The following is a 14,852-nucleotide window of genomic DNA, read 5'->3' as shown; positions in this document are numbered from 1 at the left end:
GAAAATCTTAGCGCTGCCTGAAGGTGCCGTTAACACCAACAGACAGCTAACCCCGCAAATCTTGCACGCAGATTGCGAGGCTAGGCCCATCGTACCCTAGCCCCCTCAGTTTGCACTTCAGCTGCGGGTGGCTGGGGTTTTCGCGTTCTGTTTCTTTCCATCATCAAAAGGAAACAGAACCCATGTTTGAATATCTCGACCCAGATGCCAGCGGCGCATCTCATCTTCCGCCGTCTTCACCCAGCACCCCCCAAATTCGCCCAGAGCGGGTGCGTCATATGCTCTACGGCAGCCTCGCAGCCATAGACCGCACTATCAAAATCCTCCACGCCCTCGGCTACACCGACCCCAACGACTGGAGCGACCCCATCCCCGTGCCGCCCACCAGCGACACCACCGGCGCAACCTCCCCAGCAGGACCTGTCTGGATGGCGATCGCCACCAAAACCGTGCTGATTGAGTAACGCACCCCTTGCCCCCGACGGCATACCCATTGCTGTCGGGGGCTGCGATCGCCAATATCAAACCCACTGCGATCGCAACTTGGCATACTGAGCAGCCCGTTTAACAATTCGAGGCCGCAATGAAGCATGTTGCCTCCGCTGTGAAGCATATCGGCACTGCTGTGAAGCATATCAGCACCGCTGTGAAGCATATTGACCTCGCTGTGAAGCATATCGGCACCGCAATAAGCTTTACTGGCACAGCTGTGTAGCAAAGTGGCACAGCTGTGTAATGGTTTCAGGTGTCAACTTGCCAATTGCACGCTTCGTTGTGCCAAATTGCCCCAGCAATGTGGCTTTGCCTTGCTGCAACACACCTCCGCCACCGTCATAGCGCTAAGCCATTTGACGCAAGTTTGCTAACCCGTTAAAGCATTTGTCGCGATCGCAGCCTCAGCGGGCAACTCTGTTGAAAGCAACGCAATGCCCCGCTCAGCCCAGAGTCTGGCTCTGATGCTGATCGCCACTAAAACCAATCCCCCACCGTTGCTAAATCGCCAAAATCGCTAAATTTTGTTCTTTATAGAGGTGCACTCTATGGCCATCGTCGATACCAGCCGCCGCCTACCCAGCCGCTACATTCTGCAAGATATTGAGTCGTTCGAGGGCATTGGGGCCGTCCCCGACTACCCCACCGCCCGCCGCGAGGCCACCCCCGAATTTTTGCAAGCCGCCCGGCAAACCATGCAGGCCATGCAGCAACAAGAAACCGAACTGTTGACCAAGGCCAAAGCCGCCGCCGACAAAGCCCGCCAGGCCGAGTGGGAATTTCACAACGCCGTCATGGCCATGAAAGAGGCCGTCCGGGGCCACTTCGGCTCCGACAGCAACGAAGCCCAAGCCATCGGCTACAAGAAAAAGTCTGAGCGCAAGCGCCCCCGCCGCCGCGCCGCTTAGTCTGCCAACAAAGCTACCGAACCTTAAGCCTCCTGGGGTGTTGTCACCCTGGGGGGCTTTTTTGTGGCGTTGCCCATCGGCATTTTGCCTACCCCTGGCTCTAAAATGCCTGCATGCATAACCCCATCGAGCTGGCAAAACCGCCCGTGACCACCGAACTCTGGATCGACACCCTGCCCTCTGCGATCGGCGACATTCTGCTGGTGTCCGACGGTGCGTCGCTCTGCGCCCTCGACTTTGCCGACTATGAAACTCGCCTGCTCACCTTGCTCCACAAGCGGTTTACGGCAGTCACCCTCACCCCCTGCGCCAACCCCCAGGGCTTTAGCGATCGCCTCAGAGCCTACCTAGCCGGCGATCTGCACAGCTTCGACTCAGTGCCCGTCAACCCAGGGGGCACCGCCTTTCAGCAGCAGGTGTGGCTAGCGCTACGCCAAATTCCTGCTGGCACCGTGGCCACTTACGGTGAACTGGCGGCGAAGTTGGGCAAACCCACGGCCTACCGCGCAGTGGGCATGGCCAACTCACTCAACCCCGTGGCGATCGCCCTGCCCTGCCACCGCGTCGTCGGCACCAACGGCCAGCTCACCGGCTACGCGGGCGGCCTAGAGCGCAAACAATGGCTGCTGCACCACGAAGGCGCAGATTTGGCTAACCGAGGCGCGATCCAGCAAGAACTAGCGCTGGAGCTTTAGCTGTTGCGTAGGTTCAGGCGATCGCGAAGTCCTGACCCTCTCCCCCAACCCCTCTCCCAGGGAGGAGAGGGGAGCCGGAAAACCTTTCAAAGTCCCTCTCCCAAGTTGGGAGAGGGATTTAGCGATTATCTTGATTGTCAACCACTTGTGGCTGGCGTAGCTGTCTGAGCGAGTTCTGTATCCTTCGGGTTTCGCCAAGCTTGACCTTGGGTAACCAGCGCATTGAGGACGCCTAGCAACTTGTGAGCACAGGCAATCAAAGCGACCTTCTTGGGTTTCCCGGCGCTTAACAAGCGTTGATAGAACGCGACGATGACAGGGTTGTGTTGAATGGCGACTAACGCCGCCATGTACAACGTGGAACGCACCAGGGCACGACCGCCCACGATGTGGCGTTTGCCCCGCAGCTTACCACTGTCAAAATTGAACGGGGCGACACCCACCAGGCTAGCCAGCCGTTTCGTCGAGAGTTGGCCCAGCTCCGGCAGTAGTGCGAGCAGGGTCGTTGCCACGACTCGCCCGACACCTGGCACACTGGTCAGCCACTCGTAGCGTTGCTGGCGGGTCTCATCGGCCTGACAGAGTTGAGCGATCTCCCCATCGAGGGCTTTGACCCGCTGCTTGAGCCAGTCAATGTGAGCCTCAATATCAGCCTGGGCTGTACGGTTGCGGGCGCTGTGGCGACGGCGCTGCTCACTGTTGAGCATCTCAATCACTTGAGAGCGTCGATGTACCAGGTCAGACAACGCTTCCTGATGCTCGGAGGCCAAGGGCTTCGGTAACGGCTGCAACGCCTCGCCAAAATGCGCCAACATCGACGCATCAATGCGATCCGTTTTTGCTAAGCGCCCTGACGCTTTACTAAAGTCCCGCGCCCGCTTCGGATTAATCACTGCTACTGCAAGCTCATGGCGCTGCAAGACCTGAACCACGCCCCGTTCCATCCCACCCGTAGATTCCACGACCACCAGCGCAACGGTGACGGCTTGGAGTTCACTCAGCAGCCTTTGCCATCCCAACTCATCGTTGGCCACTTGCCAGTAGCACCCCGCTGGCCGCAACGCCACGTCCAACTTGGCCTGACTCACATCAATGCCCACCCACTGCCGTGCTTCACTCGTCCCCATGACGCACCTCCTGAGGAAACTAGAAGGACCATTCATCACTCGACCTTGTTCGATGCGGGTTCGGGACCCTGGCGATTTTTCGAGCTGTTGACCAATGGCAGAACGGCGACCTCGACTAAATCTCGGTTTCTAGAACCGGGGAGACATCGGTCTACCGTCCTGGCTCTCAAGATACAAGGGAGAGGGATAGATTTTGCGCAGTAGCAAAACCCAACAAAACTGGTGCCACTACGCTTCACCAACCTACCTCTGACCCCAAACGTCGCACTTCATAGATTTTCCCCAGAGTTCTAAGCGAGAATGCCAGCATCCTTTGCGGCCCCTTGCCCTATGCTGCTCCGCCACCGCCCGTTAAAGCTATTCTTCGCCCTTGCCCTCGGCCTGGGTGCAGCGTTGGCCACCGCCTTGCCGCTCCGGGCCGCCGAAACCCTAGTGCTGGAGTTTGGCCCCTTCAGCCGCTCCATCCCCACCGAGTCGTTAGTCACCTTTGCCGAAACCGGCACCATTAGCCCCCAGCTCGCCCCCTTCTTGCGGCGGCTAACCCCCACCCAGCAACAGGGATTGCGCCTCATTATGACTCGGGGGCGAGCCGTGAACGTGGTGCCAATTTCGCAATGGTTTAATAGCCCGATGGGCGATCGCAGTCTGCAATTTTTGGGCAAGCTGGCCCAGACCGAGGCCGGGCTCAACGGTCGTCAGGCGCTGCGGGCGGCGATCGTCGCTGCCGCCGCTGAGGATGGCGACATTTCGCTGCTCGATATCGTGCGCCATTTCCCCACTAACAGTTTGCGAGTTGATGTCGCCCAAAGCATGACCGTAGCCCGCCAGGTGCGTGCCGAGGCCGGGGCCACCCGTGCCATCGTCGCCGCCATCAAGCAGCAGTCAGAAACCGCTGCCCTGGAGCAGCCCGTTGACCTCGCCACCCTGCCCGACCTCACCCAGCCCGGCCCCTACGGCAGCCGCCAGGTATCGCTCACCCTGGTGGATGCTAGCCGTAGCCGCACCTACGCCGCCGATGTCTTCTTGCCCCAAAACCTAGCCGCCGTAGACAGCCCTCTGCCCGTAGTGGTGATCTCCCACGGGTTGGGCGACAGCCGCACCACCTTCTTTGAGCTAGCGGCTCACGCAGCTTCCCACGGGTTTGCGGTGGCCCTGCCCGAGCACGTGGGCAGCAACAGCACCCAAAAGCAGGCCCTGCTCACCGGGCTAGACCGCGAAACCTTTAAGGCCAGAGATTTCCTCGATCGCCCCCTCGACATCAGCTTTTTGCTCGACGAGCTAGAGCGCCTCAACGCCACCACCTTTGAGGGGCGGCTCGATGTCAGCCGGGTGGCGGCGGTGGGGCATTCCTTTGGCGGCTATACGGCGCTGGCTGTGGGCGGGGCTACGATCGATTTTGAACGCTTGGCCCAGCGCTGCGACCCCGCCGCCAATCTGCTGCTCGACGCCGCCATGGTGCTCGAGTGCCGCGCCCTAGAGTTGCAGAGCGATGCGGCGGTGATGGAGCGCCTGCGCCAGGGCACCAAAGATGATCGCATCAAGCTGGTGATGGCCTTTGCCACGGTGTCTAACCTGTTTGGCTCCAGGGGCATGGCTCAGGTCTCGGTGCCGACGATGCTGTTTGGTGGCGAGGTCGATCTGCTGGCCCCGGTGGTGCCCCAGCAGGTGGCGGCGTTTAGCTGGCTGCAAAGGTCAGACCGCTACTTATATCTGGGCGAAAACACCTCCCACGGCCCCGATTTCACCAAGCTAGCCAGCCGCTTTTTGTATCTCGACGCCGCCCTTGAGCAGGGGGTTGAGGAAGCGATCGCCTCGACCCGAGGGGTGAATAAGTCGCTGGTGGTCGCCTTTAGCCGGGTGTATCTGAGCGAGCAGGAGGAGTATCGCCCCTTTTTGAGTGCTGCCTACGTCGAGGCGGTCAGCGCCGAGCCCTTTCGGCTGCACCTCACCCGCGAGCTACCGCCTCCGGTGATCGAACAGCTATCGGGACCCGGCCTGGAATAATGGGAGATGGCCGTCTCCCTTGGCATACCCCATGACTATGTCTGCACCGGATCTGCGATCGCCCCTCACCCTGCCCGAGATGGGCTGCGGCACCTGGGCCTGGGGCAACCGGCTGCTGTGGGGCTACGACCCCGCCATGGATGGCGAGCTGCAACAGGTGTTTGACCACTGCCTTAGCCACGGCGTTACCCTGTTTGACAGCGGCGACTCCTACGGCACCGGGCGGCTCAACGGTCGCAGCGAAGTCTTGCTGGGGCAGTTTGCCCAGAGCTACACAGGGCCAAACCGAGATGCTCTTTGCCTGGCGACGAAGCTGGCCGCCTATCCCTGGCGACTCACCGCTGGGTCAGTGGTGAAAGCCGGGGCCGCCTCCGTCGAGCGGCTGGGACGCCCCATCGACCTGGCCCAGATGCACTGGTCTACCGCCAACTACGCCCCCTGGCAAGAAGGGCCGTTTCTCGACGGGCTGATGGAGCTGTGCGCTCAGGGAAAGGCGCGGGCAGTTGGCCTGTCAAACTTTGGCTCCAAGCGGCTCAAGCTGGCCCACCAGCGGTTTCAGGAGCGGGGGCTGGCGCTCGCCACGCTGCAAGTGCAATATTCGCTGCTGTCCACCTACCCAGTCACCGAGCTGGGCCTGAAAGACCTCTGCGACGAACTGGGCATTCGCCTGATCGCCTACAGCCCCCTGGCGTTGGGATTGTTAACGGGCAAATACTCGGCTCAGGGGCCATTTCCCTCCGGCCTACGGGGCCTGTTGTTTCGCCGCCTGCTGCCCAAAATTCAGCCGCTACTGGATGTGCTGGGGGCGATCGCCGCCCACCGCCAAAAAACTTCCGCCCAAGTGGCCCTCAACTGGTGCATTTGCAAAGGCACCATGCCGATTCCAGGGGCCAAAACCCTAGCTCAAGCGCAGCAAAACACCGATGCCCTGGGCTGGCGACTAGACAGCGGAGAAATTGAAGCGCTAGATCGAGCGGCCAGCCGTAGCGAGGGTCGCATGGTGCAAAACAATTTTCAATCTCGTTAGCCTTTCAGCATGGCTGAACGTTGGTACGCATTTAGGCAAGGGCAAACGACCGTTTGCCCCTACGAGAGACGTTGAGTTTTGGATTTATGCCAAATTCGAATCGCATAACCCTAATGCCCAAGCCAAACTGTAGAGGCAAAGGGCGATCGCCCTGTTCAATCACAGGTCAGCAAGAAGGGTTTGGCATCACACTTGTACCCAGCAACCCTGTCTCTCTATTGGGATAGATATCGGTCTTCTTTACCTACGCTGTTAACCAGAGATCAAGAGTAACCGTAGGGGAGATGCGCGGCATTTCAGCGATCTCGATAATGGTCGCATCAGCCGAGACAATTGAGTTCCTGTCCCCAGTTTTGGAGAACACCCATGCTGCGTTACGCGTTGATTTTCCTGGTCGTAGCCTTGATTGCCGCGTTCTTTGGGTTTAGTGGCGTAGCGGGCACCGCCGCAGGCATAGCCCAAATTTTGTTCTACATTTTCCTGGCCGTTTTTGTCATTTCTTTGGTTATGAACCTCCTCAAGCGTGCCTAGGCTCCTGAGTCCACGCCTACCTAAAAACAACCTTAGTCTTGCATTGGAAAATCCCCTTTTCTTCAGTTGAGAAAAGGGGATTTTTTTGTATAGCCCTATCTCACTGCGATTCAGTCTGCTTTTCTATAGCGTCAAGAACAACAGACCAGTCATCGCGATGCAGTTCATGCCCTGTGCCGACTAACGGTAGTAACACAGCCCCCTGGATCTCGGCTTGCAATGCCAAGCCATGGGCATAGGGTAAAACACAATCTTCTGTGCCATGAATAATCAGAGTGGGTACAACGATTTCGTGAAGGCGGTTAAACCATGGTTCTCCACCTTGAAGCAAGGCATGGTTGAAGGTCGTCATGAGATTGGGGGTGCGATCGAAGTCAGCCCCAGCTAACTCGTGGATGGCTGACTCATCGAATGGATGGGCTGAACCAGAAAGCAGTCGCCACGCACCAATTTGATAGTCAATTACGGCCTCACGGTCTGCCCAATCCAGTTCACTGGCTTTTGTATGGTATTCAAGGACAGACGGAGCGATTCCCGGCATTGTTGGATCGGTGTCAGCCAAGCGTTCCGAGGCAACCAACGTCAAACTTTTAACGCGTTGAGGATGCTTGAGCGCCATGAGTTGAGCCAAGAAGCCTCCTAACGACATCCCTACTAAATGAGCGCTTTGAAGTCCATAGCCATCGAGAACACAAAAAGCATCGTCCGCTAGATCTTCTACAGAATAGTGAGTTTGCCCCGGCTCGTAACTGGTCGATCGCCCAGTATCTCGATGATCGTAGCGAATCACGTAGCGTCCTAAAGCAGCTAACTGAGAGCAAAAATCCTCTGGCCACCACACGGCTGAGGCCATTGCTCCCATGATCAATAAGATGGGTGGATCGTCTGGAGTACCGAAAGACTCGGAGAAAAGGCGAACTCCGTTACGGCTAATCCATTTACTTTCCATATCTTTTTACAGCTCGGCTTTCTCCCAGTTTAGGCAGCCTCGATTCCAGCATTTCTCCAATGTAAAGAGCTGATTGTTTGGCCTTCTACAATTGCCATCGTTCGCAGCCTAGCAAGGGGCTTACGCCCCTTGTGGTAGCCTCACTACTTCGCCCCTCGCAGGGCCACCATCCACCGGTTGGGCTTGCTCTTGGTGCGGGCGGTGACCCGCCAAACTCGGCTGCCGCTGAGATGGTTAACCACCGCCACCATGCCAATCAGCGCCTTGAGCCAAAAGTAAACCGGCGACAGCAGGCAGTAGAGCACACCGTGGCGACGGGTATAGGCCGACTCCTTGGGACGCAGCAGCATCGCGACCGCGACTTGCAGCACCACGCTCAGGGTCAGCAACCCCATCAGCACCAAGTTGAGGTTTTCAAAATTGAGGTCGCGATCGCGGCCGCTGAGGTGAATGCTGAGCAGCATCGGCACCACCTGCCACACCAGCGGGTAAAAAAACTGGCTAAAGAGCAGCATCAGCACCCAATAGGGCTTTTGCACGGCGTCTAAACGGGGCGATCGCGCCACCCGACCCAGGTGCAAACCCGCTACTTCCAGCCAACCCTGGCTCCACCGCTGGCGCTGAAACCACAGTCCGCGCAGGTTGTCGGGGGCCAGCTCGGTAGTGACGATCGCCGGGTCATGCACTAGGCGACAGCCCCCTAACAGGCCCCGCACCGTCACGTCGATGTCCTCGGTCAGGCGGGTGTGGTGAAAGCCCAGGTGGCGCAGGGCCGAGGTGCGCCAGTAGCCGTTGGAGCCACCAAATAGGGCTGTGTCAGCTAGCAGCGATCGCCCGTAGTGGCTAATTCCGTAGATGCACTCAAACTCCACCGCAATCAGCTGGGTCAACCAGCTATCTTGGGCGTTGCGAATAATGTTGCGCCCCTGCACCACGTCATAACGGCCCTGGTACAGCCAGGCCCAGGCCCGACTGAGACAGTCGGCCGCCGGATGATGGTCGGCGTCAAAGATGCCCGTCATCTCCCCCGCCGCCACCTGAAGGGCGGCGTTGAGGTTTTCGGCCTTGGAGTGGCTGTGGGGGACGGGCAGCAGCACCAGGGCCGGGTAGCGCCGCGCTAGCACCTGCAAGCGGTCTTCTACCGGCAGCCGCGTCGGGGTGTTGTAGGCCAAAATAATTTCCCATCCCTGGGCCGGCGGCGTCACCTGGGTCAACCAGTGCAGCAGGGTGTCTTCAATGATGTCTTGCTCGTTGGGCAGGTAAGCCGCCACAATCACCGAGACAAAGGGCACCGAGACAAAGGGCGTTGAAACCAGGGGCACCGAAACCACGGGCAGGGCGCCCTGGGGCGGCAGCGACTCCGGCACCACAGACGACAGCCGTTGCTGCCGCACCCGGCACCAGCGCTGCAGCAGTCCCCGGTCAAACCAGGGGTTAGACCGACGGCTGCTGTAGATCACAACGGCGGTTTCGGCGTTGATAATTACCAGACCAATCAGTGAAACGGCCAGTAGGGCCCATTGCAGTATCCCCAGGCTATGACCGTAGTCAAGAGCAGCGACGTATACCGCCATCGGTATGCACAGCAGCCAGAGGCTTAACCACAGCAGCCGTCTGGCGTTAGCCAGAACAGGCTCAGCAAACAGCGCCAAGCTCGACTTCATAGGCGGGGATTAACTCCTTTGATTAGGTGGAAAAGCCAGCAAACCGACGACATATCTTTGCCGCTAACAACCATGAAACACTGTACCAGCCCAGCCAGGGTGAGCTGATATAGGTGCCATAGATACCTGTAAATCCCTCGTAAGCAGCTTGCACCTGCTGATTGTCCCAAAAAAAAGTAAATTTTGGATGACCCGTTGGAGCGATTGCTAGCACTGGCACCCTCGGTAACCGGAACAAAGTTGAGGTACTAGGAGTCACAGCTTAGTCTCGCAGGTTGCTTTCCTGGCCATCGCGGCGGTAGCGAGGGTCGCGCCAGGCACCGCCGACCCCGCGCAAAATGCCTCGGCCAATCAGCCCAATGCCCCGGCCAATCACGTCGGTCAGCACATATACGATACCGCTGCCCACCAGCGAAACTGCGGAGCGAAATCGAGGGGCGATCGCATCGCGAGCCTCCACCGCCAGGGTTACCGCCCGCTGCAAGCCCGAGAGCTGCTCTAGCTCCTCCCGCCGAGGCGCATAGATCGTCTGGTGCTGAATGCCCCGCTCGGTAAAGCCAAACAGCCGATGCTGGCTCTCAAAAATCGCTCGGGGTTCATTGATTAGCCCGTCCCAGCGGTAGCGCCAGGAAAGGTCATTGCGAAAGCGCTCAATATCGCGGCTGGTCATCATGCGGCGGTGGTAGAGGTTTTTCTTCATCAGCTCCACGTCGGCGAAATGGTTGAGCAGCGGCTGCACCACGGCGTTGGCCAGCTGAATCACCAGGTGCTCTAGCAGCTCCTGGCTGCGGGCCATCGCCTCGGGGGCCGCGGCCTGGTAGAGGCTGCCGTCAACCACTACCGACTCGTTAAACAGCAGATGCCCTAGCAGCATCGGCACCAGGGGCAGCCGGTCTAAAATCGCCGCCTGCACTACCGGGGCCTCGGTCAGCAGGGTCGGCACCACGGGCTGCTCCAGGGTATCGACCTGGAGGGTGTAGTAACGACCAAAGAAATCGGTGACGGTGGCCTGCCACAGGTCTTGCAGCACCAGGGGGCTTTTCTCGGTCATCTGCCCTGGCAGCACCTGTGCCTCGCGGAGATGGGCCAAGGCGTCTTCAACCTTGCGCAGCACCAGATAGAGCAGCTCCCGCTTTTTGTCGTCGCGCAGAATGTCAGACTCCAGCGGCACATCGCTGGTGTTGTCTAGCAGCCCCTGCAGCTTGCGAAACACGCGCTCAAACACCAGGGTAGCCAGATCGCCCTGGCTCAGGGCCAGGCGCTCGGCGGCATCGGTTTGCGCAGTGTTCGGAAACTGACTCGGAACGGGTATCCGTCCCGGAATCACCCCTACACCCCCCGGCCCCGACCCAGGACTCCCCCTACGGATTAGGTTGGACGGCGTCTCGCTTCGGCGAGCAGGAGCTAGTTCCCCCGACTCTAGGGGGGAGCGAGTTGGGCGGTCAATCGGTGACCCCTGGTCAGAGAAATCGGGGGTGGCCAACAGCCGCCGCACCAGCCAGCGGGCCGCCCGCAGTTCGCGGTAGCGCCCAGCCAGCACCGCCTCTGTCAGCAACGAGCCGCGCCCGCGCCGCTGCTCGGCTTCGATCTGGGCCATCACCGCTTCAATTTGCTGCACCGACGACCGCCGCAGATTGATGCGCAGTGCGATCAGGGCTTTGGGCACCGCTGGGATTGTTCCAGAAACTTCGGCCTCCCACATCGTCACAGGAGGACGCTGACCGCCTGCGATCGAGCGTAGGCCCCTGGCTGGCTGAGGTCTAGACGCGATCAGTTGCTCAATCAGCCGACCCAAATCGGCTACGGCCATGCCACGAGCGCCAAACCCATCGGCCCCCAGCTGCCGGGCCGCAGCCGCCAGCACCGGTTCGGTCTGGGCGCTGAGCACCAGTACCGGCAAAGTCGGATAGCGTGCTTTGATGTCGGCACAGAGGCGCAGCCCCGGCAACTGGTCGGGACGCCCCGCCCCCAAACCCAGATCGAGAATCACCAGGTCGATGTCGGGGCGACGGCTAGGGTCTTCAGTGGCCCAATCGTCGGCCCAGTCAGGGGCAGGTTGCGGAGTCCAGTCGGGAGAGACGTCCGATCGCGTCTTCAGGCTAGCTCGACTGGCCAAGATCGCTAGGGCATCGTTGGCTTGAGTGGCTTCGGCCACCACGGCGTAGCCAGCGGTTTGCTCCAGCCAAATGCGTAGGCCCAGGCGAAACACCGGGTCTTCGTCTACCAGCATGAGTCGCAGGGGGGCCGTCGTCATTGGGGCTCGGTGGAGGGACTGTCGTCTGAGTCGCTACCGCCGCCGGGCACAGGGCGACCCTCAGCTTCCCAGATCGACCAGATGTAGGCCCGCTCGGCTGTCCAGAGGGCGATCGCCGCTCTGGCCTCATCGTAGAGCGCTCGCCCTGGCCCAATCTGGCTAGCCAAGTTGATCGCCGCCGACAGGCTGCCGCCGTAGGCCAGATCCTTGGCTTCATCCAAAATCGGCTTATCCTCAGCAATTTGAATGGTGGACGTCCACTCCTGGATCAGCCCCTGGGCACGGCTGTAGAGGGCGCGGTCGGGCTTAATTTTATTCGCTTCGGCGATCGCCTCTGGCAGCTTGTCCTGATTGGCCAGGGCCACCGCTGCATCGAGCAGGGGTCGGTCTTCGATCACCTGAATTTCTTGCTGCCACTCAGCGACCAGAGATTGGGCCTCCACCCGCAGGGCGCGCCCTAGCTCAATCTCACTGGCTTTGGCAATGGCGGTTTGCAGCGCCGCAATGGTGCCGGGCCGGGCCAGGCTGCGGGCCTCGAGCAAGATGGGGCGGTCTTCAATGCGCTGCAAATTGAACTGCCATTGGGCAATCAGCGTCTGCCCTTGAATGCGTCGGGGTCGCCCCGTCTCTACCCGCTGGGCCTGGCGGATGGCCCATTCGTAGGTGGTGCGCTGCCCTAGCCTGGCTACCATATCGCTAAACTTTAGCTGTCTCAGATCGGTGAGCTGTTCGCTCCACTGCTCCTCTGAGGATAGGTCAGCCTCTGCGTAGGGACTGTTTGCGGGGAGCTGGCTGACGGCGCTGATAGCCTCCATTAGCCCGAATAAGTCGCTGTAGCGCGGGGTTAGGCCTTGACCTACGGGCTCCACCTCACGGGCGATCGCTTGGGCATGGCTGAGGGATAGCAGCGCCTGGGCATCGGGGCTCAGATCGGGGGTGGGAGGCACCACGCTGGCCAGCTCTAGGGCACCGGCGCGATTGCCCACGTCCCAGCGCTGGAGCGCCACATCTAGCACGGTCTTGCTCCAGCGATCGACATCGCTTTCTGCCGCCTGCCACACCTGGGTGCGCAGGTCGATGGCGCGGGCCAGCACCACCGCCTGCCGCAAATTCTCAATCTGATTCGTCTTCGCTAGCTCGCGAGCCTGCAAGAGCTGATTCCACCCCTGCTGCTCCACCTGAAACTGCCGCTGCCAAAACACATACCGTGTGGTCAGCCAGTAGTCGGTCTTGAGGTTTTTGAACTCTTGCAGGTGGGTCTTGGCCAGCTCCCAATCGCTGGCGGCTAGGGCAGGCTTTAGCTTAGCCTCGATGGCTCGGCCCTGCTCCCAGTCCTGTCGCCACTCAAAGATCACCGACTGGGCTGGCTTGCGCAGCGGCGTATTCAGAGGGATTTGATCGGCCAGGGCCACCGCGTCGTCGAGCTTGCCCGCCTGGGCCCAGCGGTTAGCCAACACCAAAATCTGCTCTGAGGCATCCTTTAAAGTTTCCTCAGCGTCATCGTAATTAGCATGGGTTTTGGGCCAGTTGGCGGTCAGCAGCACCGACTGCACCAGATTGTTGGGCTCACCCGTGCGGGCCTGAGCCTTGGCGCAGTAGAGTAGATCGCTGGCCGAATGAAAGGGCGTAATCTTCTCACAGTCGGGCAGCGGCGGAATCCGCGTTAGCCAGAGCAGCGCCCAGCCGCAAAATATTCCTGACCCGGTGAGCAAGAGCACCCAGGTCGTTAGCCAAAACCATTCCCAGGGTTTAACCTGGCTAGGCCCAGGGCGCTGCCGATGTCGAGAACTCAGGGGCGATGAAGCCGGTGTCGATGCCATGACGTCAAACTAACCGAGAGCGAGCAGCAGCATCTCGACTGCCTGGGCGTTAATAACTAGCATGCTCACTGGCTTTGGGAACCAGGGAAGCCAGAAGATGCTGACACATTGTAGAGGCAATCTATAAACTTGATCGTAGATCTTTAAGCCAAACCTATCGGAATTGCACGCTATGGCATACCACACAGACCTACGCCGAATTCGGCCCACGGGGGTAGCTGCAGCGTTTGGCCTCGCCCTGGCCCTGGCGGCACCCGGTGTCGCCAACGACCCCCTGCGTCAGCTGCTGATCAGCCGCATCTGCATTGCCTGCGACCTCAGCGGCGTCGTGCTTACTCGCGCCAATCTCGAAGATGCCGACTTGACCAACGCCAACCTAGCGGGGGCCAACCTGCGCCAGGCCCGCCTACCCCGCGCCCAGCTAACCCAGTCCGACCTGAGCCAGACTAACCTGCAACAGGCGGTGCTCAGCGCCGCTGACCTGACTGGAGCCAACCTGGCCGGAGCCAATCTCAGCCAGGCTACCCTCACCGGCAGCGAACTCCAGGATGTAAACGCCGCTGACGTCAATTTAGAGCGTGCCGAAGCTCGCAACAGCAACTGGTACGGCAGCGATCTCAGCAACAGCCGCCTAGATAGAGCCGTGTTCAACCATGCCAGTCTGTCGGCAACCGATTTGACCAATGCGACCTTTACCCACAGCCAGCTTTTTCGGGTCAACTTTATTGGTGCTCAGCTAGCGGGGGCCGACTTCACCGGGGCCGACCTGCGCCAGGCCCTAATGCGCGATACCCAGCTAGCGGGGGCCATCTTCACCGACGCCGACCTGCGAGACGCTAATCTCAACCGCACCGATCTCAGCACTGCTCGGTTTTGCAACACCCGCATGGCCAATGGCGACATCAGCAACGAGCACTGCGCAGAGCTAGGGCTGAGCCCCGATCGCTCTACTCCCTAGAGCGGAGCCGAGGCACTGTCAGGTTGGTATTGCCGCCGTCTAAGCCTGTGTAGTTCGGCGGTAACTTGGCTTGGTCCAGAGCCGCCGCTTTCAGAGAGGCTTCAAACTCGGCCACGTCGAGCTGGTAGGGGTTGGTGGGTAGCCATTGCAGAGTCTTAGTTGAATGCTGAGATATTGCTCTGCCTCAGGTAGGGTGTGCTTGAGGCGGTGAAGCCCTCGCCGCAGTCTAGTCTTGCCCTGGGCTTCAGGTAGTCGGGTCAGAGCGCAGCGGCAATGGGCTGGCGCAGCTGAGGGGTGTGGTGGAGTAGCAGGTAGGCCAGATCGCTCTGCCCCCAAGACAAGCTCCTCGGCTTAGGAGTCAACCAGGCGAAATGTGCCACCCAATCAGAAGACAGTGCCACCCTATCCCAAGTATCTGTCATC

12 protein-coding genes are annotated in these 14,852 nt (G+C 60.0%); 7 read left to right on the top strand and 5 right to left on the bottom strand.

All coding sequences use genetic code 11. The annotated features are described in order from the left end of the window. Positions 1-182 precede the first annotated feature (182 nt). The 3 genes from H6F75_RS21730 to H6F75_RS21720 all read left to right on the top strand — a co-directional run bounded on the left by H6F75_RS21730 (position 183) and on the right by H6F75_RS21720 (position 2,095). Complete coding sequence (locus tag H6F75_RS21730) at positions 183-464, top strand: hypothetical protein (protein WP_242020270.1); 282 nt, start codon at positions 183-185, stop codon at positions 462-464. A 576-nt stretch (positions 465-1,040) separates the two neighbouring features. Beyond that, positions 1,041-1,400 (top strand): hypothetical protein, encoded by a 360-nt coding sequence (locus H6F75_RS21725; protein ID WP_190754535.1) that lies wholly within the window; start codon positions 1,041-1,043, stop codon positions 1,398-1,400. A gap of 113 nt (positions 1,401-1,513) precedes the next feature. Beyond that, a complete protein-coding gene (locus H6F75_RS21720; RefSeq protein WP_190754534.1) occupies positions 1,514-2,095 on the top strand; it encodes a methylated-DNA--[protein]-cysteine S-methyltransferase in 582 nt (193 codons plus the stop codon). A gap of 137 nt (positions 2,096-2,232) precedes the next feature. Here the strand turns inward: H6F75_RS21720 and H6F75_RS21715 are convergent, their stop codons facing one another. Continuing rightward, the gene (locus H6F75_RS21715; protein WP_242020268.1) at positions 2,233-3,222 is read right to left on the bottom strand and encodes an IS110 family transposase; all 990 of its coding nucleotides are present in this window, start codon (positions 3,220-3,222) and stop codon (positions 2,233-2,235) included. A gap of 330 nt (positions 3,223-3,552) precedes the next feature. Here H6F75_RS21715 and H6F75_RS21710 point away from each other — a divergent pair, with 330 nt between their 5' ends. The 3 genes from H6F75_RS21710 to H6F75_RS21700 all read left to right on the top strand — a co-directional run bounded on the left by H6F75_RS21710 (position 3,553) and on the right by H6F75_RS21700 (position 6,784). After that, positions 3,553-5,226, top strand: a complete 1,674-nt coding sequence (locus tag H6F75_RS21710) for an alpha/beta hydrolase (protein ID WP_190754532.1) — start codon at positions 3,553-3,555, stop codon at positions 5,224-5,226. A 31-nt stretch (positions 5,227-5,257) separates the two neighbouring features. Continuing rightward, positions 5,258-6,253 carry an aldo/keto reductase gene (locus H6F75_RS21705; RefSeq protein WP_242020267.1) on the top strand — a complete coding sequence of 332 codons (996 nt, stop codon included), beginning with the start codon at positions 5,258-5,260 and terminating at the stop codon, positions 6,251-6,253. Positions 6,254-6,619: 366 nt separating this feature from the next. Continuing rightward, positions 6,620-6,784 carry a DUF1328 domain-containing protein gene (locus H6F75_RS21700; protein WP_190754531.1) on the top strand — a complete coding sequence of 55 codons (165 nt, stop codon included), beginning with the start codon at positions 6,620-6,622 and terminating at the stop codon, positions 6,782-6,784. A gap of 100 nt (positions 6,785-6,884) precedes the next feature. On the opposite strand, the gene H6F75_RS21695 is transcribed toward H6F75_RS21700, so the two are convergent. The 4 genes from H6F75_RS21695 to H6F75_RS21680 form a co-directional block, all read right to left on the bottom strand. Next, positions 6,885-7,733 (bottom strand): alpha/beta fold hydrolase, encoded by an 849-nt coding sequence (locus H6F75_RS21695; protein WP_190754530.1) that lies wholly within the window; start codon positions 7,731-7,733, stop codon positions 6,885-6,887. A 143-nt stretch (positions 7,734-7,876) separates the two neighbouring features. Beyond that, positions 7,877-9,397, bottom strand: coding sequence for a glycosyltransferase family 2 protein (locus H6F75_RS21690; protein ID WP_190754529.1), 1,521 nt, complete (start codon positions 9,395-9,397; stop codon positions 7,877-7,879). 262 nt (positions 9,398-9,659) lie between these two features. Continuing rightward, the gene (locus H6F75_RS21685) at positions 9,660-11,651 is read right to left on the bottom strand and encodes a DUF3685 domain-containing protein (RefSeq protein ID WP_190754528.1); all 1,992 of its coding nucleotides are present in this window, start codon (positions 11,649-11,651) and stop codon (positions 9,660-9,662) included. Continuing rightward, positions 11,648-13,471 carry a hypothetical protein gene (locus H6F75_RS21680; RefSeq protein ID WP_190754527.1) on the bottom strand — a complete coding sequence of 608 codons (1,824 nt, stop codon included), beginning with the start codon at positions 13,469-13,471 and terminating at the stop codon, positions 11,648-11,650. The genes H6F75_RS21685 and H6F75_RS21680 overlap by 4 nt, the downstream gene beginning before the upstream one ends. A 172-nt stretch (positions 13,472-13,643) precedes the next feature. Between H6F75_RS21680 and H6F75_RS21675 the strand changes: the two genes are divergently transcribed. Beyond that, positions 13,644-14,429, top strand: coding sequence for a pentapeptide repeat-containing protein (locus H6F75_RS21675; protein ID WP_190754526.1), 786 nt, complete (start codon positions 13,644-13,646; stop codon positions 14,427-14,429). Positions 14,430-14,852 lie beyond the last annotated feature (423 nt).

Source organism: Nodosilinea sp. FACHB-131 (genome assembly GCF_014695395.1).
Classification (GTDB): Bacteria; Cyanobacteriota; Cyanobacteriia; order Phormidesmidales; family Phormidesmidaceae; genus Nodosilinea.
The sequence above is the reverse complement of the archived record's forward strand: the minus strand, read 5'-3'. Positions and strand labels throughout refer to the sequence as shown.

What these genes read in the sequence shown, in the direction of transcription:
- H6F75_RS21730 (WP_242020270.1), top strand. Translation starts at nt 183, where the DNA reads ATGTTTGAATATCTCGACCCAGATGCCAGCGGCGCATCTCATCTTCCG.
- H6F75_RS21725 (WP_190754535.1), top strand. Translation starts at nt 1,041, where the DNA reads ATGGCCATCGTCGATACCAGCCGCCGCCTACCCAGCCGCTACATTCTG.
- H6F75_RS21720 (WP_190754534.1), top strand. Translation starts at nt 1,514, where the DNA reads ATGCATAACCCCATCGAGCTGGCAAAACCGCCCGTGACCACCGAACTC.
- H6F75_RS21715 (WP_242020268.1), bottom strand. Translation starts at nt 3,222, where the DNA reads ATGGGGACGAGTGAAGCACGGCAGTGGGTGGGCATTGATGTGAGTCAG.
- H6F75_RS21710 (WP_190754532.1), top strand. Translation starts at nt 3,553, where the DNA reads ATGCTGCTCCGCCACCGCCCGTTAAAGCTATTCTTCGCCCTTGCCCTC.
- H6F75_RS21705 (WP_242020267.1), top strand. Translation starts at nt 5,258, where the DNA reads ATGACTATGTCTGCACCGGATCTGCGATCGCCCCTCACCCTGCCCGAG.
- H6F75_RS21700 (WP_190754531.1), top strand. Translation starts at nt 6,620, where the DNA reads ATGCTGCGTTACGCGTTGATTTTCCTGGTCGTAGCCTTGATTGCCGCG.
- H6F75_RS21695 (WP_190754530.1), bottom strand. Translation starts at nt 7,733, where the DNA reads ATGGAAAGTAAATGGATTAGCCGTAACGGAGTTCGCCTTTTCTCCGAG.
- H6F75_RS21690 (WP_190754529.1), bottom strand. Translation starts at nt 9,397, where the DNA reads ATGAAGTCGAGCTTGGCGCTGTTTGCTGAGCCTGTTCTGGCTAACGCC.
- H6F75_RS21685 (WP_190754528.1), bottom strand. Translation starts at nt 11,651, where the DNA reads ATGACGACGGCCCCCCTGCGACTCATGCTGGTAGACGAAGACCCGGTG.
- H6F75_RS21680 (WP_190754527.1), bottom strand. Translation starts at nt 13,471, where the DNA reads ATGGCATCGACACCGGCTTCATCGCCCCTGAGTTCTCGACATCGGCAG.
- H6F75_RS21675 (WP_190754526.1), top strand. Translation starts at nt 13,644, where the DNA reads ATGGCATACCACACAGACCTACGCCGAATTCGGCCCACGGGGGTAGCT.